This window comes from Ferdinandcohnia salidurans, from assembly GCF_042680725.1.
Lineage (GTDB): Bacteria > Bacillota > Bacilli > Bacillales > Bacillaceae_L > Ferdinandcohnia > Ferdinandcohnia salidurans.
The window spans coordinates 158,826-180,409 of sequence record NZ_JBHUEK010000031.1; the positions used below are offsets into that span (position 1 = coordinate 158,826).

Consider the following 21,584-nt stretch of genomic DNA (forward strand, 5'->3'; position numbering starts at 1 on the left):
GAAAAAGGTGTTATGATAGTACAATCAATAAGGAAAGGAATGGTGGTAATTTTCTACCATTCCTTTCCCTACATATAGTAAAGAAAAAAATTCGTACTACATATTTTAACTTAAAAGCAATCACAGGGGGATTGTAACGACTTTCAAGGAGTGAAGGGATTATGGTAGAGAAAGTATTTCCTATGACATTAGAAGGAAAGCAAAAATTAGAGCAGGAATTAGAGCATTTAAAGACAGTTAAACGCAAAGAAGTAGTTGAGCGCATTAAAATTGCAAGAAGCTTTGGGGATCTTTCAGAGAACTCAGAGTATGACTCTGCGAAAGATGAACAAGCATTTGTTGAAGGACGTATTACAACAATTGAAAATATGATTCGTAATGCAAAGATTATTGAAGAAGATGCTGACAGTGCTGGTCGTGTTTCACTAGGAAAATCAGTGACGTTTATTGAACTTCCAGATGGTGAAGAAGAAACATATACAATTGTAGGAAGTGCAGAAGCAGACCCATTTGAAGGGAAAATCTCAAATGACTCTCCAATTGCAAAAAGCCTTTTAGGCAAACATGTTGGTGATAAGGTAACTGTTCAAACTCCAGGTGGAGAAATGCTTGTCGAAATAACTAAGATTGACTAATTTCGACATTGCACCAGGCTTTTTTATAACATTTTAATATGTATAAATAGTGTGACACCTCGTCGAAACTGTAGACGAGGTGTTTTTTTATGGTTATTAAAAGACGAGCATTACTAATTCTGGTACTAATTCTGTTAGGCTTAGCTGGATTAATCGGTAGGCTTATACAATTACAGCTAGTAAGTACAGAATCATTTACGGATAGAGATGTGAATTTAATTGAAGCGAGTGTATCGCAACGGACCCAAGAACTTGTTATTGACCAAGGTCGTGGTAGATTTATTGACCGAAATAAAAAGGCGCTAACTCATGAATATTATCCAACACTAGTGTTGTTTCCTTTTTTAAAAAACGTTGAATGGCCAGTTGAAGAAGTAGCAGATATCGTAAATATTCCTGCTTCAAAACTAAAAGATGAAATTCTGGAAGCGAAAAAGCCTGTTATAGTAGGTGGAGATAGACCCATAGAATTAACGGAAACGCAAATGAATAAAATCAATAATCTCCAAATTCCTGGTGTATTTGCGGTCCATCGTCAATATGAACTCGATAGTGAAATCGCCGAGCACTTAATCGGCTTAATCCGGGAAAACAGAGAGTTGTTCGAAAATCGTTATCCAGAGAAAAACTATTTACCGAAAAATACAAAGTTAGGTATCACTGGTTTACAATCTACGTTTGATGAATTCCTATTACCAGAAGGAGAGGCGAAGCTTTTATATCACGTAGCAGGTGATGGAGGACCATTATTCGGAATTGATGTAAAGTACACTGCACCTGCAAATCCATATTATCCAGTTGCTATTCAAACAACACTTGATCGAGACCTCCAGATGTTGACAGAAGAGATACTTGATAAGCATGATTTGAAAAAGGGTGGAATTGTTCTTCTTGATGTTGAGTCTAACGATTTACTTGCTATGGTGAGTAAACCAGATATAAATTCATCAAACCCATTTAGGGATGGCTCTGCTGAAAATCAAATGATTATGCCACAATTCCCTGGTTCTGTGTTTAAGACGGTCATCGCCGCAGCCACAATCGAAAATCAACAAATCTCAAACGATCGTATGTTTAATTGTGACCAAGATTTGTATGGGGAGGGGCAAGCCGAATATCCACATGGTATGCTGAATTTTCATGATAGCTTTGCAAAAAGCTGTAATTTTACCTTTGCTAAGCTAGCCCAAGAATTAATACAAAAAGACCAAAACGTGATTGAACAATATTCTGAAATGCTTGGTTTACTTGGCCCAGTTGGATGGAACGGGGATGTATTTCGTTTTCAAGATTTTAAGCAGCTGCCTAATGAATACAATGGTCGAATTTGGACGGATGAACGTGATAAAAAAGTAGCCAAAGCAGTTGCACAAACAGCCATTGGACAAAAAGATGTTAGGGTAACTCCGTTGGGGATTGCAAATATGATGGCAACTATTGCTCGTGGCGGTTCAAAAAAGGAGGTTCGTACTGTTAGTGATGTATTATATAAAAACGGGACAACCCTATTCTCATTCTCTAAACAGGATATGGATGGACCGAAGATAGCTCCATACACGGCAAGTAGGCTTCAGGAATTATTAAGGGGTGTTGTTACATCCGGAACGGGACAAAGGTTCGCACAGCTTCCATTTACAGTGGCGGGAAAATCAGGTACTGCTGAGACAGGAAAAAAACAAGGAGATGCAGTCCTTGTAAACAAATGGTTTGCGGGTTATTTTCCATTTGAAAAACCAAAGTACGCGCTTGTCGTCGTCGATTTAGATCAGCCAGGAGCAAAGTCTGTAGCGAATACTGTTTTTTATGAAATCGTACAAGGTATATATCAAATGGAACAGGAAAAAGGTACCAAACAAAGCGACTGATTAAGAAATGTCTTCAACCTTTCTTTCACACATGCTAGAATAAGAAGATAGTTTACTGATTAATAGTCGTTTTTAGGAGGTACTATAATATGGGGTATGAGTTAGACAAAATGAATGAAGGGCCTCGATCTGGTAGAAGAGCGAAAAGAAAAAAGGTAAATCGAATTTTAAATATTTTAATCGTCCTTGTTGTTGTTCTGATTGTCTTTTTTGGTGGAAAGTTAATTTTCGGTGATAAAAATGTAGATGATTCTGTAGCTTCCAAACAGACAAATCAACCGGCAAATGATAATGGAAAAGCTGCTTCGGATCCTTCAGATAACAAAGAGAATGAAGCAGAAGAAACTTCTGGCAAAACGAATGAACAAACGAAAGAAGATACAAAAAAAGAAACGCCTGAAGGAAATGAAGAGGAAAAAGTAACAGAATCGGATGAAACTGAAGTGATTACAGAAGGTGATCCTGAATCAAATATTGTGAAAACAATCGTCAATCAGGCATGGAAGCCAATCGGTACTGAGCAAGCAGAACCACATACAACGAATTTCGAAACCGATTCAGTTGACCGCAATGAAATGGAAATGGCAACAAGTTATGCCACCGGTTTTGACCGCTCAGATATGGTTGTGTGGTGGCTAGGCAGAAACGGTGGAAATTCGATCACTGCTACTGTTTCATCGAAAACAACAAAACAAGTACTTAAAGTATATTTAGATTGGGTACCTAACGAAGGGTGGAAACCAACAAAAATTGAAGAATTAAAAGAAAATGACAGTGAAACATATAAAAACTATAAAACTTCAGAACCTGATGAAGATGAAAACGAACCAGATGAGGATGAAGATTAATTTTAGCGCAGGGTATTCCTGCGTTTTTTTTGTGCCGTTATCTCATCTAATAATTGATAATAGCCGTATAATATGTTAAATTTAGAACAATTCATTGTTTAATTCATAGTATACTTATAGGAATAATATCTAATGTGGAGAGTGAGAAATATGGGGCGAGAATTTTTAGATGTTTTTGAAGGTTGGGCGGATTCTTATGATTCAACTGTAACCGGTCATGATGTGGAATATAAAGAAGTGTTTTCACGATATGATGACATCTTAAATGATGTTGTACAAAAATCTGGCCTCACTGTTTTGGAGTTTGGTGTTGGCACAGGAAATCTCACTCAAAAATTACTTAACAATAATAAGAAAGTATATGGAGTAGAACCATCAAAGCCGATGCGGGAAATCGCCTTAGAAAAGCTTCATAACTTTGATTTTACAATTGAAGATGGAGATTTTATCGTTTTCAATAAGCCAACTGCCCAGATTGATACCGTTGTAAGTACGTATGCATTTCACCATTTAACTGACACCGAGAAAAACCAAGCTATTTTACAATATAGCAACTTGCTTGAAAAAGGTGGTAAAATAGTGTTTGCGGATACAATGTTTGAGAATAAACAAGAATATACAATGACGATTCATTCCGCAAAACAAAATGGCTTTCATAACCTTGCAAAAGATCTAGAAACGGAATATTACACAACTATCCCTGTATTACGTGAAATTGCAAAGCAAAATGGCTTTACTGTTGAATTCACACGTTTTAATCATTTTGTTTGGGTCATGGAGGCAACGAAACAGTAAAAATGAAAGGTGATACGTACTTATGAAGATAGCAATTATCGGAGCAATGGATGAAGAAGTAGCAATTTTAAGAGAGAAAATTGAAAATAGACAGGAAACCACAGTTGCCGAAAGTGTTTTTTATACCGGGACGCTAAATGGGTATGATGTTATTTTATTAAAATCAGGAATTGGGAAAGTGAATGCAGCGATATCTACAACTATTTTATTACAGCAATTTAAACCAGATTATGTTGTAAATACAGGATCAGCAGGTGGTCATTTAAAAACGCTTAATGTAGGCGATATCGTCATTTCTTCAGAAGTAAGACATCATGATGTGGATGTAACTGCTTTTAACTATGAATATGGGCAAGTTCCTGGATTGCCAGCAGCATTTAAAGCGGATGAAAAGCTAATAAAATTGGCTGAAAAAAGTGCTGAAGGAATTACAGATATACAGGTTGTGACTGGATTGATTGCAACAGGTGACTCCTTCATGAATGATCCAGAGCGAGTCTCATTTGTAAGTCAAAAGTTCGGTGATTTATACGCAGTAGAGATGGAAGCAGCAGCTGTAGCGCAAGTTTGTCATCAATTTAAAGTACCATTTGTCGTGATCCGTGCCCTATCAGATATCGCGGGTAAAGAATCCGATGTATCGTTTGAACAGTTCCTACAAACTGCAGCAGCTCATTCATCAGATGTAGTTGAAAAAATGGTAGAACAAATTAATAAGTCTTTGTAAACGGAGTGAATCTAAAATGCAAGTGTATCAGAATGTTCACGGGCTTATCGGCAATACCCCGATCGTTGAGATTACGAAATTTCCATTATCTAATGGCGTTCGTCTTTTTGCAAAGCTCGAATTCTTTAATCCAGGCGGAAGTATAAAAGATCGTTTAGGAGTTGAACTTCTTCAAGAAGCTTTTACTACAGGTCAGTTAACTGAAGGAGGAACGATCATTGAGCCTACTGCCGGCAATACTGGGATTGGACTTGCACTTGCTGCAATCAACCGTAATGTAAATGTGATTCTTTGTGTTCCTGAAAAGTTCTCAGTTGAAAAACAAGAATTGATGAAGGCGTTAGGAGCAACTATCGTCAATACTCCAACAGAGGCAGGTATGACGGGTGCGATTGAAAAGGCAAAAGAGCTTCTTAATGAAATTCCAAATTCCTATTGTCCACAGCAATTCGCAAACCCAGCAAATCCTGAAACCTACTATAAAACAATTGGACCTGAAATTTGGAATCAACTAGAGGGACAATTAGATATTTTCGTAGCGGGAGCAGGTACTGGTGGTACTTTTATGGGGACTGCTAAGTATTTAAAGGAAAAGAAAAAGTCCATAAAGACGGTTATCGTTGAGCCAGAGGGTTCGATCCTAAATGGCGGTGAATCAGGTCCACATAAAACAGAAGGAATTGGAATGGAATTTCTTCCAGGATATATGGATACATCCTATTTTGACTCGATTCATACTGTATCTGATGAGGACGCGTTCCGTCGAGTGAAGGAAATAGCACGTACGGAGGGGCTTCTTGTCGGCAGTTCTTCAGGGGCAGCCCTTCATGCCGCTCTTTTAGAGTCAGAAAAAGCACAACCGGGATCACATATTCTAGTCATTTTTCCTGACAGTAGTGAACGCTATTTAAGTAAAAAAATATATCAAGGTGGGATTTAAGAATGAAACGTAAAACGATGCTTATTCATGGGGGAGTTGGCGAGGATCCACAGACCGGCGCGGTTAACACGCCTATCTACCAGGTTAGCACTTATAAACAAGAAGGAATCGGAGGCCATAAAGGCTTTGAATATTCACGAACTGGAAATCCAACCAGACATGCACTAGAAGAATTAATCAAGGATATTGAAGGTGGAGAAAGAGGATTTGCATTTGGCTCAGGTATGGCTGCAATCACAGCTGTAATGATGCTATTTAACAGCGGAGACCATGTCATTTTAACTGACGATGTGTACGGTGGAACATATCGCATAATGACAAAGGTTCTTAACCGCCTAGGTATTGATTCAACTTTTGTTGATACAAGCAATCTAGACAATATTGAAGGTGAAATTCGTAAAAATACAAAAGCAATTTACATCGAATCTCCGACAAATCCTTTATTAAAAATTACCGATATTAAAGGGGCTTCAGAAATTGCAAAGAAACATAACCTCCTAACGATCGTAGATAACACCTTTAGCACGCCATATTGGCAAACACCAATTGCTCTTGGTGCTGATATCGTTTTACACAGTGCTACCAAATATATTGGTGGTCATAGTGATGTAGTGGCTGGTCTTGCGGTTGTTAACTCTGCTAAGCTAGGTGAAGAATTGCATTTCGTTCAAAACTCAACTGGTGGTGTACTTGGTCCTCAGGATTCCTGGTTATTAATTCGTGGGATTCGTACACTTGGAGTACGGATGGAAGAGCATGAGGAAAATACGAAGAAAATTGTCGTGTTTCTTCAAAACCATCCAGCAGTTAAGAAGGTATACTATCCTGGGATTGAATCCCACCCAAATCACGCCACTGCTAAGGAACAAGCAAAAGGATTTGGTGGAATGGTATCCTTTGATGTTGGCAGTGAAGAAAATGCAGATAAGCTATTAAGTAAAGTTAAATACTTTACTTTAGCGGAAAGTTTAGGGGCAGTTGAAAGCTTAATTTCAGTGCCAGCTAAAATGACCCATGCCTCCATTCCAGCAGATCGCCGTGCGGAATTAGGCATTGGAGATGGGCTAGTACGTATCTCTGTTGGATTAGAAGATGTTGAAGACTTAATCGAAGACCTCGAACAAGGCTTACAATAAGAAGTGAACCTCTGGCCCATTTAAGGGTTAGAGGTTTTTTTGAGGGAATTAAACTGCTAAAATTTACATTCTTAACAACCTATCAAGCTATGATATTATAGGGTAGAAGTTTAATAATTTGGTAGGTGAAGACATGATGGAACAAAATAAACAAATGAAAAACCTGCGTACTAAAGTCACAGACTACACAAACTTCGGATACATCCTTCTTGTTTTAAGTGTATTTATATATATTGGTGTGATCATTCCTGAGGGACGTTCTCCGTTTCAACTATATACAATGATGGGTTCTACACTCATTCTCTTAAGCTTGTCATTTACATTTTTTATTTTAGTGATTAAATATAAAAAACAACTCCAAGAAGAATAGTCCTTCACCTAAATTTGTGGTGAAGGAATTTTTTTGCAAAAAAGTGTTTACATGTGCACCTGAATTGGTTATAATTACCGCAGTAGGAAAAAATTAATGACAAAAGGAGGTCGAGTAAAATGATTAAATTAAATGCTATTGCTACAAATATGACAACTTCATATGAAACAATCTATTCGACCAAACCGGTGATTAATTTTTAATTTTATTTGATACGTTAATCATGCCACAGGTGGAATAGTACGCCTGTGGCTTTATTATGCCTTTAACGCCACAGGACTCGTATGCCTGTGGCCTTTTTGTGTCATTTTTTCCTACACAAATTTTCAATATGTATAGCTAACGAACAAAGGAGGTGAGTAAATAATGACCATCAATCTATTCTTTTTAACAATCTCAATTTCAAAACGTCAAAAGTCTATTGAAGAATATGTACATGAAGAAAAAGTCAATAAACATATGGAAGAAATGAAGGAACGCCAATATTCAATGATGCGCTTATTTTAATCAACAAAACTAAAAATAGGAAAGGGGAATGATGAAAATGTTAATGAGAATTTGTCCGATTGTAGCTTGGTTATCTGTGGAGAAGGATTCCACCTAACGTACTAAAATCATAGGAGGAGTTTCGAATGCTTTCGGTACATGTACTGATTTTTACCATTTTATTTTCAAAGAAAAATAAACAATAAATTGAAAGGAGCGCCAATGCTAGGCGCTCCTTTTAAGTTGTTGTCTAGTTACAGGCGCCATCTGTTCGAGGTCATAAGCCAATCGCTTCGGAAGGTAAAATGCACCTTCTGTCAGCGCTCGTCTTATGCTGGTCACCGATAAACGGGCGCCTTTCACTTTTCTAGTTCGCCTTATTTTTGTCAAATTTCTTTAACACAATGTTCAAAAGTGGATAACGTTTACACAGTTCGTAAGTGATAAAGTAAAAGTAAGAAGTACATCTCTTTATGGAGGTTGATGGATATGTTTATGATCGTTATGGGGCTTGTCATTACAGCTGTTATTGCCATTATTATTGGAACAGAGGTAAGTGTAGAATTATAGGAAAATAAAATAAGAAAAGGGTGGACTGCATCCAGCAGTCCACCCTATTTTTATGTTCTTCTTTTTTCCTTTTCTGCGCGATAAAATTCATGGAACATTTTCATTAATGCACGCTTTTCAATCCGTGAGACATAGCTTCTTGAGATACCAAGTTCTTTTGCAATTTCACGTTGTGTTTTTTCCTTCTTTAAATCAAGTCCGAACCTGCCCACAATTACTTCCTTTTCCCGGTCATCAAGGACATCAATGTATTCTTTGATCTTCTCAAGCTCCATATTTAATTGGATGGTTTCAATCACATCCTCCGTTTCAGATTTCAACACATCAATTAGACTAATTTCATTTCCTTCTTTATCCTGGCCGATTGGATCATGGAGAGAAACATCCTTTTTTGTCTTTTTTAGAGCTCGCAAATGCATTAAAATTTCATTTTCAATACATCTTGCTGCATAGGTAGCAAGTTTTGTTCCTTTTCCTTGTGAATAGCTTTCGATGGCCTTAATCAAACCAATCGTCCCAATTGAAATGAGATCCTCTGTGTCCTCACCTGTATTTTCGAATTTTTTTACTATATGAGCGACTAACCGTAGATTATGTTCAATTAACACATTCCGAGCATGTTCATTTCCCTCGGCCAACAATTGTAAGTATTTCTTCTCATCAGAAGATGATAACGGTTGAGGAAAAGCATTGTTTTTTACATAGGATACTAAAAATAATAATTCTTTTACAAAATAGCCTAATGCTGCTAAAAGTCCAGACATTTGCTCACCTCCACATATATCGTAGTGTATGTAGGCATATCCATTACACTACTACCCTAGGCGTTTGCCCATTACTTAATGTTATGTAGGAAGTTGCTTCCTTGTGTCTGTCCAATGTAAAAAAGCTGATGATAGTACAAAAGACGATCTTTTATACACCAACAGCCCTAGCATTAATTTTTACTTATTTGAGGATTGTAAAAAAAGGTCCAATAGCTATGATTATAGCTAATCCAAATACAACAATGGAACCCGATTTATTTTTATCCTTCCAGAGGGAAACGGAAAACATGACTGTATAAAAAAACGTGATTATAATCAACAAATATGTGAATGCGGTCATACGTCAGTCCCTAATCCTTTCGTATGTTGGTAATTCAGATTGCCGCCCAAACTCTCCAAATGTAATGTCGACACTAACCCTTATATCTGCTGAAGGATAAGATTTCATCCAATCATAGTTTTCCCACTCTGAAATGGTTAAAAATTGTTTTCTTGCCGTTAGAGAAAAACCAAAGAGGTCTGCTTTAAACTCCTCCTGACTTCGTTTAACAAGATCATTTATTCTTTTTTCGAAACCTTTAATGATGTGTTCTTTTAACTCATTTCTCTTCTCTTCGTCTTGTGCATAATTGACCATACTGTGATCTGTCAAAATCTCAGCTTGTATTGGGACATTCACCATAATCTTGGGAGCCTTCTTTGATACATCAACATTAATTTGTGGAGCTTTTAGTTGAGAGAATCGTGCAGTTATAAAAAATTCATCCAAAAATGGATCAGGCATAGAAACCAAGAAACTTGGTTTTTCCCTCCATTTGTTTAACAGTTTAGAAATCCGCGTCTCTTGCACCGATAACTTTCCAATCATTTGTCCCTCTTTAAAGACTGCTGAACCAAGAAATTGGGCAGGATTCGTATTTCCGGTTACCTTCATCTTTCCAGCAATTAATTCTTCATCAATATTTTTCTGTGCTGTATTCTCGTCCTGTTTAGTTGTAGCATAGGCAGTAGAATATAGTTCTGCATCCCCTTCGGTTATTCTAAAAAAGTTGTGCATTTCTGAATCTGGAATTAAGCCGATCTCAGTTGCGTTATCGAAGATTACTTCAAAGTATTCATGTCTTCTTGTTTCTAGTTTCGGTTTATTGTTTTCAATAAACTTACTTGCATCTTCCTTCGTAACGATGATTTTCGTATCACGTCTAATTTCACGGTCTTTTGTAGCATCATAAATCCAGCGAACAAATTTTTCTTCTTTCGCTAGACTCTCTGAAACTGCAAAAAAGTCCAATATGTCGTATGTAATGGACTTTGCTATCACAGCGTTTGCGAGGTCTTCTGATTCAATGAAACTTGATGAAGTAAACGAAATAATTTCATGAGTTGGTTCATTTCCACCACCACCTTGTTGTGTTGAACCCGCTTCTGGATTTGAGATTAAATAAGTAACTTTTAAAAAACCTTCCGTTTCTGATTTATCTAAACCTATCCCTAGGACATAAGCCCTTTGATCTATTTCCTTCAAATCCCAGCATCCAACTAGGAATAACAAAGTAGAAAAGATAAATAAAAATCTACTTATTTTGGCTCGTTTTTTCATACTTTAAATCCCCTCTTAGTTTTGCAAGTATCCACATAAGGCAAGGAACGAATACAAAAATAGGGCTCATCAAATTTTGCAAAATCTCTCTCATTTTAAAGAGTGTAAAGGTTGGTGCCTCAGGAGCCATCCCAAAAATAACCGTAATCGTCGCAATGATAGGTGCCAGATATTCAAAATTTTTAATATTAAAGATGCCCCCGAATAATATTGAAATTAAATATAAATACATAGAAAAACGAATAAAGGAGGCAATAATCCAAAATGGAAAGAAAAAGGTTTCAATATTTGTTATAAATCCAAGCCTAATCAATCGTATTAACTCTTGGTATGGATAATCAAGATACCTTAACCCCTCAAAGTCGAAGACGAACAAATAGACTAGAAATGAAATGGTTATTTCAGTAACGACAATTATTAGGGCAATCCACGTCCCTTTCTTAAATGCTTTAACAGTTGCAATATAGGGAGCTATTAATCCTATATAAAAAAATTCTGCGAAAATCGATACATGGGTACTACTCCTTTTTACCACTTCCCAAGGACCTGGGCCTAAAATAGGGAAGGTATGGGCTGCTCTGCTTTCTTGTAGGGCTAAAATCAGGGCAATTAATAGTGAAATTTTTATATAGAATAGAACTAGCCACGAAACGGATCCAATATGTTCAAGTCCTTTTTTTGCACTATAAGCGCAGACAGCCATAAATACTATGTAAATGAGTAAAATGGGTGTTTCAGTAAAATACATTGTACCAATGATATCAACATATACAGCAGAATCCAAAATGAGCGCGATTAGCCCCCCTAGTAATAGGATGCATGATAAAATATTTCCTATATATCTGCCAAATAAATGGAGGATTACATCATGCAAATTTTTATTTTTATAGGCTGTAATGACCTTTAACATGAAATAAATGGGAATGATCGATAATAATCCGATCAAGATAGGGGCCATCCATAATGCATTTTTGAGGAAATAAGCAAAAATGGCAGGTGTATCATCCGATAGCTTGACACCGACAACTAAGATTACAGTGGCCACATATTCTCTTATCCCCATTTTTCCTTTCGATTGCTCCATATCTATTCCTCTGCCTTTTTTATAATGTCCTTTGGTTTTAAATACCCAGGACGCAAACGTTCATTCTTGACCAATTTTCTAATGATTGTATCTTTAGAAGAAATATATTTAGGTGTCATTGGTGATAAGTAAGGAACACCGAAAGTTTTAATAGACACCATATAAAATAAACCCACTGTAAATAAGGCTGTCATTCCGTAAATCCCAAAGAAACCTGCTGATAGAATAAAGCCAAACCGAATAATTCTAATTGCAAAATTCATGCTTACATCGCTAAGTGTAAATGAGCATAATCCTCCTAATGCTACAACAATAACGACAATAGGACTTACAATATTTGCCTGAACGGCTGCTTGACCTAATATCAGTGCTCCAACAATACCAATTGTCGGCCCAATTGGATTTGGGACTCTAAGTCCAGCTTCCCTTATGAGCTCAAAGGCAATTTCCATCATGATAATCTCAATGAGGGAAGGAAAAGGAACTTTTTCGCGTGTTGCAGAAATTGCTAGTAAGAGGTCCGTCGGAACCATCTCAGAATGATAATTCGTAACTGATACATAGATGGCAGAAGCAAAAAGGGTAATAAATAAAGAAAATACCCGTAACATGCGAATGAAGTTTCCGTATATAAATCGCAAGTAATGGTCTTCAGGGTTATGAATAAAAGACCAAAAGGTTGCTGGTACTATTAAGGCTGCTGGCGAGTTATTCATTAATAAGGCGACATATCCATCCTCTAAAAATGAAGTAGCCCGATCCGGTCTTTCGGTATATAATATACTGGGAAAAATAGATTTAGGCCTTTCTTCAATATACTGTTCTAGGAGTGACAGATTCTGGATTGCATCAACATCTAATGCACTTACTCTTTCCTTTACATTTTTTATCATTTTTTCGTTTGTTAAATCTTTAATATAAAGAATATATAGCTCGTTATTTGACCGCTCAGAAATGGTTAAATGCTCTACAATTAGATTCTCATTTCTGATTTTTTTACGAATTAACGAGATATTTGTATCTGCTTTTTCATTAAAGGCTTCCTTTGGTCCTTTAAGAACAACCTCACTTTCAGCTTTTTCTACGGATCTGCTTTGAAAATCAGAGGTTCCGATTATATATCCTTTTTGTTCTCCGTCAATAAGTAAGATTGTGTTCCCTTGGTTGGCTCCATTAATTACTTCTTTTATCTGTTTTACCTCTGTAAATGATTGCACTTGGACTATCGATTGAACTTCCTTAAGTGGACTTTCATTGTTAAGCAATGGTTCCAGAATATGATTACTAATCATGTCTATATCAGTAATGGTTGAAATAAACAAAAGAGCTGCTTTTTTATTTAATCCACCGATCGTAAAATTATGGATTTTTACATCATTGTTTTCTGGTATTGAATAGATCTTCTTTAATGTTGAAATATTGATCTGAAGTTCTCGAGTAATTTCCAGATTTTTAACTTGCATATCTTCTGCAGCAGATTCTTCCGGATATTGTTCAGGGTCTAGTTTCGCGTTATTGAACTTATCTATATAGTTTTGAATTAATTTCTTCTTCATTACAAACAACTCCGGGTTTTTCCTAAGTTTGCCTCCAAAGGTAAAATTTCATTCAAAGAATGTAAATACGTGAGAAAGTTAAAAACTTACCGAAATGATAGAAATTTTTATAAAATCCATTTATAATGAATCATATAAATTATTTAGGGAGACTAAATAATTAGAAGGGGGAAACAAATTTGAGCACGAGTACATATGAACAAAAATGGGATTTAGACATATTTTTTGAAGGGGGTAGCAGTTCACCTGCATTTCATTCCTTCTTGGAAGCGCTACATAAGGAAATTTCGGAATTCAATGCTTTAGTTGAGGCTTTTCAAGTACCAACAAATGAGAAAGATAAAGACGAATTATTAAACATACTAAATGCTTTCCAATTATCTTTCAAAAAGCTTCGCCAAGCAGGTGCCTTTGTTAGCTGTTTGACAGCACAGGATACAACAGATCGTGGTGCTACTCTTTTACAAGGAAAAACAACACAGTTAAGTGCACAACTTCAATCCGTCCTTACTGCTTTTGATCAAAAGCTAGTTGCAATAGAGGAATCTGTTTGGAATAAGCTCTTATCAGAGGAACCATTAAATGAGCTATCGTATGTATTAGAAGAAAGAAGAACGAGAGCAAAAGAAAAGCTTACTCTTGAGCAAGAAAACCTTATTAATGCTTTAGGGGTTGATGGCTATCATGCATGGGGACAGCTTTATAATATGGTAGTTGGAAACATCAAAGTTCCATTTGAGGAAAATGGGGAAGAAAAACAACTTTCTGTTGGACAAGCATTCAACAAATTTTCTAGCTCTGACCGTAATGTTCGCAAGACGATGTTTGAGCAATGGGAAAAAGCTTGGGCTGAACATTCAGATTATATTGGTGAGTCGCTGAATCATCTTGGCGGGTTTCGTTTAAATGTGTATAAAGCACGAGGTTGGGACAATGTGCTCCAAGAACCGCTGGATATAAACAGAATGTCTAAGGAAACGCTTGAAACCATGTGGTCTGTCATTACGGAATACAAGGCTCCATTTGTTGAGTATTTGAACCGTAAAGCAAAGGTATTGGGTCTAAATAAACTTAGTTGGTATGACCTGGATGCACCTGTTGGACAATCTGAAACAAAGGTTTCCTATCAAGAAGGTGCAGAATTTATTTTAGAACAATTTAGTAAGTTTGGTACTGAGCTTACTGAATTTACCCAAAAAGCATTTGAAGATAGCTGGATTGAGGCTGAAGATCGTCCTGGTAAGCGTCCAGGCGGGTTCTGCACAAGCTTCCCTGAAAGCGATCAGTCAAGAATTTTTATGACGTTCTCAGGAACACCATCTAATGTATCAACGCTTGCCCATGAGCTTGGCCATGCATTCCACCAGCATGCAATGGCAGGGGTTCACACGTTAAACCGTAGTTATGCAATGAACGTTGCAGAAACTGCATCCACGTTCGCAGAAATGATTGTCGCTGATGCTTCTGTGAAAAATGCAAAATCAGAAGACGAAAAGCTTGCACTTCTAGAGGATAAAATTCAAAGAAGTGTTGCATTTTATATGAATATCCATGCTCGTTTCCTATTTGAAACAAGATTCTATGAGGAGCGCAAACAGGGAATTGTAAGCACTGAACGTCTTAATGAACTCATGCTTGAAGCGCAGAAGGAAGCATACTGTGGAGCATTAGAGGAATATCATCCACAATTCTGGGCGTCAAAAATGCATTTCTATATTACGGGAGTACCTTTTTATAACTTCCCATATACATTTGGTTATTTATTCTCTTTAGGTATTTACGCGAAAGCATTAGAAGAGGGAACCGATTATGAAGAGAAGTACATTGCACTGTTAAAGGATACAGCAAGCATGAAAGTAGAAGATCTTGCTGCAAAACACCTAGGTGTTGATTTAACTAAGCGCGACTTCTGGGAAAAGGCAGTAAAACTCTCTATAAAAGATGTTGAGGAATTTTTAGAACTAACTAAGTAATAAAGAAAAGCAAAGGCGCCTGGAGTTTGACAAGAAAAAACACCTATCTGCTGTTAAAAGTGAATAGGTGTTTTTGAATTTGAATTAAACTTTCCTTAATTTAAATGTACCAACCATCAGGAAGGACAGAATAATCATGAGGTAAATAAAAAATTGAGGAGAAACATAAGGGATTGCTAAGAAGCTTAATGTCAAAAGACAGCCTGCAGCTGTAATTGGTAAGCCAACGAAGAAGCCTTTATTGTCGCTAATATTGAATTTTGCTAAACGAAATGCCCCGCATCCGATATAAAAAACGGTGAAAAACATTCCTGGTGCTCCGAATTCATGAATAATTCCTTGGTATAATAAAAGTGCAGGTGCGACTCCAAATGAAATAATATCACACATCGAGTCAAGCTGTTTTCCAAGCTCAGATTCAATTTGAAATTTTCTTGCTACCATTCCATCAAATCGATCAGCAAGAGCAGCTAAAAAGATCAACAATAATCCTAAATTTAATTCGTTTTTAAGAATAAATAATATTGAAAAACCACCTAGGCTTAAGTTAATTAAAGTAAGAATATTAGCTGTGTGTGCTTTAAGCTTTTTAAAAGTTGAATCTAAATATTCTAATAAAAACATCTCATCACTCCTTTCTTGGAAAAGTCTTTGTAAAAAGGACCAAAAATCAATAAAATAGTATAGTATCACTTTATTAATCTTATTTTATTCGTTCTATTTTGCTTTTGTAAAGAGAATTGTTATATCCTAGGAGGAATTGGGTTTGCAAAAATGGCTTTATCGCTTTTTTATAGAATTAACAAATCATCGTTTTTCATCGGCGATTTTAAAAAAATTTTCACAATCAAGAGTTAGTGCTATACTTATTCCGAGTTACGCGAAAATATACAAGATTAACCAAGCAGAAATGGAAAAAAACTTGACTGAGTTCTCAACCTTACATGACCTTTTTATAAGAAGGCTTAGAAAAGAAAGTAGGCAAATCGATCAAACCGAAAATACGGTGATTAGTCCTGTTGATGCTGTCATTGAAGAAACGGGGATTATTACCGCTTCAAAAGAAATGATTGTAAAGGGCAAGCACTATCATGTTGCGGAAATGCTTGGTGATGAAGAGTCGCTTACAAAATACATAGGTGGTACCTTCCTTATTCTTTATTTAAGCCCAAGCCACTATCATCGAATTCACAGTCCAATTTCTGGGGTCGTAACAAAGCAATGGGAATTAGGTCGGAAATCGTATCCAGTTAATCGACTAGGGTTAAAATATGGTAGAGATCCTTTATCCAAGAACTATAGAAAAATCACAGAAATAAAGGGCAATGATTCATATGTTGCGATGGTAAAGGTTGGTGCAATGTTTGTAAATAGTATAGAAACTACATATACAAGTGATACTGTGGAAAAAGGGGAAGAAATTGCGTACTTTTCATTTGGCTCAACCGTCATATTGTTATTTGAAAAAGACAGTTTTATGCTTAGCCCTGACATGAATGCTTCGACAGATATTAAAGTAGGTGAAGTTTTAGGGGTAATGAATGATAAAGAAAAAAAGAGCCACTAAATGGCTCTTTAAATAAATAAATTATTATGATATATTTCTAATTTTATGTCCCAATGATCTGCGCATTATTTCAGTTTCAATAAGGTGAATAAAATCAGGACTTAGCTTTAATTTTATTGCTTTAAAATAAGATTCAACTAACAAGTCATCTGATAATTTTTTCATATCATACTGCCAATAGTTGGCCATTCACCTCCTAAATTATTTACGTGTAAGATGTTCTAATGTATCTCATGTTGCATATACTATTATGTTATTCTTTGTTGTTAAATTAACTCTATCACGAAAAAAATAATAGAACAACCGTTCTGTTATCCACAGGAAATGGTGGATAACTTGTGGGTATTTTGTTTATAAAATATGGAAATCTATGTATATCGCTGTGTAAAATGTGCATAAGATTATCCACAGGTGTTGAAATTTACTGACTTTTGTCGAAAACTTTTTATTTTTTGTAAAAAAAATGAAATATTATCATGCATTTTGTCATCTTTTTGCTTTGTGGAAATCATATTAATTCGTTATGATAGGATGGGTATAAAAAGGGTAGTCCGAGAGAGGTGTAAACAAATTGTTAAATGTTTTTTTACCAAATGAACATGTGAAATCAGTTTTTGAGGTTTCACCAAGCAAATTAAAAGAACTAGGCATCAAAGGTGTCATTACCGATTTAGATAATACTTTGGTAGAATGGGATCGCCCAAGTGCAACTCCAGAACTTGTTGAATGGTTTAAGGAGATTAAGGAGCAAGGTATTACCGTAACAATTGTATCAAATAATAATGAAAAACGAGTAAAAGAATTTGCAGATCCACTAGGTATTCCATTTATTTTTGAGGCGAGAAAACCATTGGTACGTGCTTTTAAGCGCGCAGTAAAGGAAATGGGATTACAAAAGGATGAAGTTGTTGTAATCGGTGATCAACTTCTAACAGATGTCTTCGGTGGGAACCGGAGTGGCTTGCATACGATTCTAGTTGTTCCAGTTGCCCAAACAGACGGTTTTTTTACAAAATTTAACCGCCTAGTCGAAAGAAGAATATTAACTTGGATGAAGCGTCGTGGAATGCTTTATTGGGAGGATTAAATAGAGTGGAACAAGAAAAAATTAGCTGTATTGGCTGTGGAGTAGAAATCCAAACAGCTGACGAAACAAAATTAGGATATGCACCAGCATCTGCTTTAGAAAAGGATAAAGTCATATGCCAACGATGCTTTAAATTAAAGCATTATAATGAAGTACAAGATGTTTCTTTAACGGATGATGACTTTTTGAAAATCTTACACGGAATCGGCTCTACGAATGCATTAATCGTAAAAATTGTTGATATATTCGACTTTAACGGCAGCTGGTTACCAGGTCTTCACCGATTTGTGGGGAACAATAATATACTATTAGTCGGTAATAAAGTGGATTTGCTACCAAAATCGGTGAAACCAAAAAAACTAGTAAATTGGATGAAAGAATCGTCTCGAGAACTTGGCTTAAAACCGGTAGATGTCTTTTTAATCAGTGCAGAAAAAGGTACAGGCATCAAAGAGGTAGCTGAAGCAATTGAGCATTATCGCTCAGGAAAAGATGTATATGTAGTAGGGTGTACGAATGTCGGAAAGTCTACATTCATCAATCGTCTGATTAAGGAATTTAGTGGAGAGAAAGAGGACATCATTACTACTTCTCACTTCCCGGGTACAACATTAGATATTATTGATATTCCCCTTGATGAGGAGCATTCCTTATTTGATACTCCAGGAATAATCAATCACCATCAAATGGCACACTTTGTATCAAAACAAGACTTAAAAGTTATTACACCTAAGAAAGAAATTAAACCGAAAGTCTTTCAGTTAAATGAAGGACAATCCTTGTTTTTTGGTGGTTTAGCAAGGTTTGATTTTGTAAGTGGTGGCAGACAGTCTTTCGTTTGTCATTTCTCAAATTTGCTAAATATCCATCGCACAAAACTTGAAAATGCAGATGAACTATATGAAAAACATCAGGGTGAGCTCTTGCAGCCTCCTGGCAAAAATGAATTAGATGATTTTCCACCGCTGGTTGCCCATGAATTCATGATCAATGAAGCGAAAACAGATATTGTTTTTTCTGGATTGGGTTGGGTAACGATTAATGAACCACATACGAAGGTAGTAGCTCATGTTCCAAAGGGCGTTGGGGTTATGATAAGAAAATCATTAATCTAAAAAGAGATAGTAGTAAAATGAATGGTAATGGGTGAGGAAATGGAAAAGGTATATGGGGTAATTGGAAGTCCTATTTCACATTCGCTGTCACCGATGATGCACAATGATATTTTTGAACATTATAAGCTTAATGCCAGATACCATGCTTTTCATGTGGGACAAGACCAGGTGAAAGCTGCAATTGAAGGAATAAGGGCACTCGGGGTATCAGGAATTAATGTTACAATTCCACATAAATTAGAGGTAATCGACTATTTAGATGAAATTGAAGAGGTTACTAAGAATATCGGTGCAGTGAATACGATTGTAAATGAAAATGGGAAATTAGTTGGCTATAACACAGACGGAATTGGATTTATCCGTTCGTTAAATCGTGTCATCAGTAATGAGGAATTGCGTTCTTCGAATGTATTGATTATCGGAGCGGGTGGTGCAGCTAGAGGGATATTTATTTCATTAGCAGCAACGGGTGTGAAAAGAATTGATATTGTAAATCGTACGGTAGACCGGGCAAAAGCCATTATTGATGATTGCAAATTCGAGGTTGACTCGCATGCACTCGTTTTTGCGGATGCAGAGAGTAATCTAGGTAAATATAAAGTCATTATCAATACAACTTCAGTTGGTATGCATCCCCAGGTGGATCATATGCCATTTAGACTGGAGAATTTGGCACCAAAAACAATCGTAAGTGATATTATTTATAATCCATTTGAAACGAAGCTCTTGCGTGAAGCTGCAAAGCGTGGTGCAATTACGCAAAATGGAATTGGAATGTTTGTTTATCAGGGTGCTTTAGCATTCGAAAAATGGACAGGAATATTTCCAGATACGGAGAGAATGGAAAGACTAGTTACAAAGCTATTAGGAGGTAAGACATGCTAACAGGTAAACAAAAACGATTTTTGCGATCCAAGGCCCATCATTTAGATCCGATCTTTCAGGTTGGAAAAGGTGGGGTAAATGACAACATGGTTAAACAAATCAGCGATGCGCTAGAAGCTCGTGAACTATTAAAGGTAAGTGTCCTTCAAAACTGTGAAGATGACCGTGATACGGTAGCGCAAGAGCTGAGTAAAGGTGCAAAAGCTGAATTGGTTCAAATCATTGGTAATACAATTGTCCTGTACAAAGAGTCTAAAGAAAACAAGCAATTGGAGCTACCAAAGGCTAACAAGTAAGCAACCAAATAAGGAGGTTGAAAAGGACCGAAAATTTCAAGGCGGCGCAGCTTTGAGTACCGGAGCGTATGCAGTTAATACGTGAGGAACGGAGAAGCAAGCCAACGCAGAAATTTGATGCGTCATTTTCGGCCGACTAGGAGGGAAAAAATGAACCATATCGGAATCATAGGTGGTACATTTGATCCGCCCCATATTGGTCATTTATTCATTGCTACAGAGGTATTAACACAGCTAAATCTTTCAGAGGTTTGGTTTATGCCCAATCGTATACCTCCACACAAAGAACGGAAAAGTTATGTGACCGATGAGGAGCGGGTTGAAATGCTCTCTTTAGCTATTTCAGGCCAACCAAAGTTCAAGTTACAGCCAATTGAACTGGATAGAGAAGGACCCTCATATACATACGACACAATTCTATTGTTACGTGAACAATATCGTAATACAAAGTTTTATTTTATCATTGGTGGGGACATGGTCGAATATTTGCCACATTGGCATAAAATTGATGAACTCATGGATATGATTACGTTTGTTGGGGTGAAAAGACCAGGATATTCCTTTCCGACTCAATATTCAATCATAGAAGTTGATGTTCCTCAATTAGATATCTCTTCTTCAATGATAAGAAAGAGGCTGAGGGAAAAAAGAAATACAATGTATTTAGTTCCTGAAAAAGTACGAAACTATATAGAGGAGAAGCATTTATATGGAACGTGATAGGGCCCTAGAACTTGTTAAAGAACAATTAACGGAGCACCGTTATCAGCATACACTTGGTGTTATGGAGACAGCCATTGAACTGGCCAAACGATATGATGCTGATGTGAAGAAGGCCGAAATGGCTGCCATATTCCATGACTATGCGAAATTTAGATCAAAGGAAGAGATGAAGCAGGTCATCATCGACCAACATATGCCAACGGGTTTATTAATTCATAATACAGAACTTTGGCATGCGCCAGTTGGAGCCTACCTTGTTAAGACAGAGATAGGGATTCAGGATGAAGAAATCCTTGATGCAATCCGTTTCCATACATCTGGACGTGAAAGAATGACTCTGCTTGAAAAGGTTATTTTTGTCGCAGATTACATAGAGCCAGGTAGACATTTTCCAGGTGTAGATGAAGTTAGAGAAGTCGCAAAACGGGATTTAGACACAGCCCTCATCTACTCATTAAGAAACACCATCATGTTTTTGGTGAAAAAGAATCAAGCAATTTATCCCGATACGTTGCAAACATACAATGCATTAATCTTAAATAAAAAGGGGGAATCCTAG

At 36.6% G+C, this 21,584-nt stretch carries 23 protein-coding genes; 17 read left to right on the plus strand and 6 right to left on the minus strand.

Going from position 1 to position 21,584, the window contains the following annotated elements:
* Positions 1–158 precede the first annotated feature (158 nt).
* The 9 genes from greA (at position 159) to ACFSFW_RS21330 (ending at position 7,823) form a co-directional block, all read left to right on the plus strand.
* On the plus strand, positions 159–635 hold the full coding sequence (greA, locus tag ACFSFW_RS21290) for a transcription elongation factor GreA (protein WP_099352177.1): 477 nt from the start codon (positions 159–161) through the stop codon (positions 633–635).
* An 89-nt stretch (positions 636–724) separates the two neighbouring features.
* Positions 725–2,500 (plus strand): peptidoglycan D,D-transpeptidase FtsI family protein, encoded by a 1,776-nt coding sequence (locus tag ACFSFW_RS21295; RefSeq protein ID WP_388041168.1) that lies wholly within the window; start codon positions 725–727, stop codon positions 2,498–2,500.
* Positions 2,501–2,589: 89 nt separating this feature from the next.
* Positions 2,590–3,348, plus strand: a complete 759-nt coding sequence (locus ACFSFW_RS21300) for a YrrS family protein (RefSeq protein WP_304217400.1) — start codon at positions 2,590–2,592, stop codon at positions 3,346–3,348.
* 150 nt (positions 3,349–3,498) lie between these two features.
* The gene (locus ACFSFW_RS21305) at positions 3,499–4,143 is read left to right on the plus strand and encodes a class I SAM-dependent methyltransferase (RefSeq protein WP_388041171.1); all 645 of its coding nucleotides are present in this window, start codon (positions 3,499–3,501) and stop codon (positions 4,141–4,143) included.
* Positions 4,144–4,165: 22 nt separating this feature from the next.
* Positions 4,166–4,870: a 5'-methylthioadenosine/S-adenosylhomocysteine nucleosidase gene (gene mtnN, locus ACFSFW_RS21310; RefSeq protein WP_388041174.1), complete on the plus strand. Its 705-nt coding sequence runs from the start codon at positions 4,166–4,168 to the stop codon at positions 4,868–4,870.
* A gap of 16 nt (positions 4,871–4,886) precedes the next feature.
* Positions 4,887–5,810, plus strand: a complete 924-nt coding sequence (locus ACFSFW_RS21315; RefSeq protein ID WP_388041177.1) for a PLP-dependent cysteine synthase family protein — start codon at positions 4,887–4,889, stop codon at positions 5,808–5,810.
* A 2-nt stretch (positions 5,811–5,812) separates the two neighbouring features.
* Positions 5,813–6,946, plus strand: a complete 1,134-nt coding sequence (locus ACFSFW_RS21320; protein ID WP_388041180.1) for a bifunctional cystathionine gamma-lyase/homocysteine desulfhydrase — start codon at positions 5,813–5,815, stop codon at positions 6,944–6,946.
* Positions 6,947–7,082: 136 nt separating this feature from the next.
* Entirely contained in the window at positions 7,083–7,316 is a 234-nt protein-coding gene (locus ACFSFW_RS21325; protein WP_388041183.1) for a YrhC family protein, read from the plus strand.
* 366 nt (positions 7,317–7,682) lie between these two features.
* Positions 7,683–7,823: a YrzI family small protein gene (locus ACFSFW_RS21330; RefSeq protein WP_099352184.1), complete on the plus strand. Its 141-nt coding sequence runs from the start codon at positions 7,683–7,685 to the stop codon at positions 7,821–7,823.
* 599 nt (positions 7,824–8,422) lie between these two features.
* On the opposite strand, the gene sigK is transcribed toward ACFSFW_RS21330, so the two are convergent.
* The 4 genes from sigK to ACFSFW_RS21350 all read right to left on the minus strand — a co-directional run bounded on the left by sigK (position 8,423) and on the right by ACFSFW_RS21350 (position 13,379).
* Positions 8,423–9,136 carry an RNA polymerase sporulation sigma factor SigK gene (gene sigK / locus ACFSFW_RS21335; RefSeq protein WP_099352185.1) on the minus strand — a complete coding sequence of 238 codons (714 nt, stop codon included), beginning with the start codon at positions 9,134–9,136 and terminating at the stop codon, positions 8,423–8,425.
* Positions 9,137–9,482: 346 nt separating this feature from the next.
* Positions 9,483–10,739, minus strand: coding sequence for a Ger(x)C family spore germination protein (locus ACFSFW_RS21340; RefSeq protein WP_388041187.1), 1,257 nt, complete (start codon positions 10,737–10,739; stop codon positions 9,483–9,485).
* Positions 10,714–11,823 carry a GerAB/ArcD/ProY family transporter gene (locus ACFSFW_RS21345; RefSeq protein WP_388041190.1) on the minus strand — a complete coding sequence of 370 codons (1,110 nt, stop codon included), beginning with the start codon at positions 11,821–11,823 and terminating at the stop codon, positions 10,714–10,716. The genes ACFSFW_RS21340 and ACFSFW_RS21345 overlap by 26 nt, the downstream gene beginning before the upstream one ends.
* 2 nt (positions 11,824–11,825) lie before the next feature.
* Positions 11,826–13,379 (minus strand): spore germination protein, encoded by a 1,554-nt coding sequence (locus ACFSFW_RS21350; RefSeq protein WP_388041191.1) that lies wholly within the window; start codon positions 13,377–13,379, stop codon positions 11,826–11,828.
* 179 nt (positions 13,380–13,558) lie between these two features.
* Between ACFSFW_RS21350 and ACFSFW_RS21355 the strand changes: the two genes are divergently transcribed.
* On the plus strand, positions 13,559–15,352 hold the full coding sequence (locus ACFSFW_RS21355) for a M3 family oligoendopeptidase (RefSeq protein ID WP_388041193.1): 1,794 nt from the start codon (positions 13,559–13,561) through the stop codon (positions 15,350–15,352).
* Positions 15,353–15,436: 84 nt separating this feature from the next.
* Here ACFSFW_RS21355 and pssA read toward each other — a convergent pair whose 3' ends face one another.
* Entirely contained in the window at positions 15,437–15,976 is a 540-nt protein-coding gene (pssA, locus tag ACFSFW_RS21360; protein ID WP_099352189.1) for a CDP-diacylglycerol--serine O-phosphatidyltransferase, read from the minus strand.
* 142 nt (positions 15,977–16,118) lie between these two features.
* Here pssA and ACFSFW_RS21365 point away from each other — a divergent pair, with 142 nt between their 5' ends.
* Entirely contained in the window at positions 16,119–16,919 is an 801-nt protein-coding gene (locus ACFSFW_RS21365) for a phosphatidylserine decarboxylase (RefSeq protein ID WP_388041195.1), read from the plus strand.
* Positions 16,920–16,943: 24 nt separating this feature from the next.
* Here ACFSFW_RS21365 and ACFSFW_RS21370 read toward each other — a convergent pair whose 3' ends face one another.
* Positions 16,944–17,084 carry a sporulation histidine kinase inhibitor Sda gene (locus ACFSFW_RS21370; RefSeq protein ID WP_099352317.1) on the minus strand — a complete coding sequence of 47 codons (141 nt, stop codon included), beginning with the start codon at positions 17,082–17,084 and terminating at the stop codon, positions 16,944–16,946.
* 406 nt (positions 17,085–17,490) lie between these two features.
* Between ACFSFW_RS21370 and ACFSFW_RS21375 the strand changes: the two genes are divergently transcribed.
* From ACFSFW_RS21375 to yqeK, 6 genes are all read left to right on the plus strand, one after another.
* Positions 17,491–18,006, plus strand: a complete 516-nt coding sequence (locus tag ACFSFW_RS21375; protein ID WP_099352191.1) for a YqeG family HAD IIIA-type phosphatase — start codon at positions 17,491–17,493, stop codon at positions 18,004–18,006.
* Positions 18,007–18,011: 5 nt separating this feature from the next.
* A complete protein-coding gene (gene yqeH, locus ACFSFW_RS21380; protein WP_388041198.1) occupies positions 18,012–19,121 on the plus strand; it encodes a ribosome biogenesis GTPase YqeH in 1,110 nt (369 codons plus the stop codon).
* A gap of 39 nt (positions 19,122–19,160) precedes the next feature.
* Complete coding sequence (gene aroE, locus ACFSFW_RS21385; RefSeq protein ID WP_388041200.1) at positions 19,161–20,006, plus strand: shikimate dehydrogenase; 846 nt, start codon at positions 19,161–19,163, stop codon at positions 20,004–20,006.
* Complete coding sequence (yhbY, locus tag ACFSFW_RS21390) at positions 20,000–20,302, plus strand: ribosome assembly RNA-binding protein YhbY (RefSeq protein ID WP_099361986.1); 303 nt, start codon at positions 20,000–20,002, stop codon at positions 20,300–20,302. The genes aroE and yhbY overlap by 7 nt, the downstream gene beginning before the upstream one ends.
* 150 nt (positions 20,303–20,452) lie before the next feature.
* Positions 20,453–21,022 carry a nicotinate-nucleotide adenylyltransferase gene (locus tag ACFSFW_RS21395; RefSeq protein WP_388041203.1) on the plus strand — a complete coding sequence of 190 codons (570 nt, stop codon included), beginning with the start codon at positions 20,453–20,455 and terminating at the stop codon, positions 21,020–21,022.
* A complete protein-coding gene (gene yqeK / locus ACFSFW_RS21400) occupies positions 21,012–21,584 on the plus strand; it encodes a bis(5'-nucleosyl)-tetraphosphatase (symmetrical) YqeK (protein WP_388041205.1) in 573 nt (190 codons plus the stop codon). Before ACFSFW_RS21395 ends, yqeK begins: the two co-directional genes overlap by 11 nt.

What these genes read in the sequence shown, in the direction of transcription:
- ACFSFW_RS21295 (WP_388041168.1), top strand. Translation starts at nt 725, where the DNA reads ATGGTTATTAAAAGACGAGCATTACTAATTCTGGTACTAATTCTGTTA.
- ACFSFW_RS21300 (WP_304217400.1), top strand. Translation starts at nt 2,590, where the DNA reads ATGGGGTATGAGTTAGACAAAATGAATGAAGGGCCTCGATCTGGTAGA.
- ACFSFW_RS21305 (WP_388041171.1), top strand. Translation starts at nt 3,499, where the DNA reads ATGGGGCGAGAATTTTTAGATGTTTTTGAAGGTTGGGCGGATTCTTAT.
- mtnN (WP_388041174.1), top strand. Translation starts at nt 4,166, where the DNA reads ATGAAGATAGCAATTATCGGAGCAATGGATGAAGAAGTAGCAATTTTA.
- ACFSFW_RS21315 (WP_388041177.1), top strand. Translation starts at nt 4,887, where the DNA reads ATGCAAGTGTATCAGAATGTTCACGGGCTTATCGGCAATACCCCGATC.
- ACFSFW_RS21320 (WP_388041180.1), top strand. Translation starts at nt 5,813, where the DNA reads ATGAAACGTAAAACGATGCTTATTCATGGGGGAGTTGGCGAGGATCCA.
- ACFSFW_RS21325 (WP_388041183.1), top strand. Translation starts at nt 7,083, where the DNA reads ATGGAACAAAATAAACAAATGAAAAACCTGCGTACTAAAGTCACAGAC.
- ACFSFW_RS21330 (WP_099352184.1), top strand. Translation starts at nt 7,683, where the DNA reads ATGACCATCAATCTATTCTTTTTAACAATCTCAATTTCAAAACGTCAA.
- sigK (WP_099352185.1), bottom strand. Translation starts at nt 9,136, where the DNA reads ATGTCTGGACTTTTAGCAGCATTAGGCTATTTTGTAAAAGAATTATTA.
- ACFSFW_RS21340 (WP_388041187.1), bottom strand. Translation starts at nt 10,739, where the DNA reads ATGAAAAAACGAGCCAAAATAAGTAGATTTTTATTTATCTTTTCTACT.
- ACFSFW_RS21345 (WP_388041190.1), bottom strand. Translation starts at nt 11,823, where the DNA reads ATGGAGCAATCGAAAGGAAAAATGGGGATAAGAGAATATGTGGCCACT.
- ACFSFW_RS21350 (WP_388041191.1), bottom strand. Translation starts at nt 13,379, where the DNA reads ATGAAGAAGAAATTAATTCAAAACTATATAGATAAGTTCAATAACGCG.
- pssA (WP_099352189.1), bottom strand. Translation starts at nt 15,976, where the DNA reads ATGTTTTTATTAGAATATTTAGATTCAACTTTTAAAAAGCTTAAAGCA.
- ACFSFW_RS21370 (WP_099352317.1), bottom strand. Translation starts at nt 17,084, where the DNA reads ATGAAAAAATTATCAGATGACTTGTTAGTTGAATCTTATTTTAAAGCA.
- aroE (WP_388041200.1), top strand. Translation starts at nt 19,161, where the DNA reads ATGGAAAAGGTATATGGGGTAATTGGAAGTCCTATTTCACATTCGCTG.
- yhbY (WP_099361986.1), top strand. Translation starts at nt 20,000, where the DNA reads ATGCTAACAGGTAAACAAAAACGATTTTTGCGATCCAAGGCCCATCAT.
- ACFSFW_RS21395 (WP_388041203.1), top strand. Translation starts at nt 20,453, where the DNA reads ATGAACCATATCGGAATCATAGGTGGTACATTTGATCCGCCCCATATT.
- yqeK (WP_388041205.1), top strand. Translation starts at nt 21,012, where the DNA reads ATGGAACGTGATAGGGCCCTAGAACTTGTTAAAGAACAATTAACGGAG.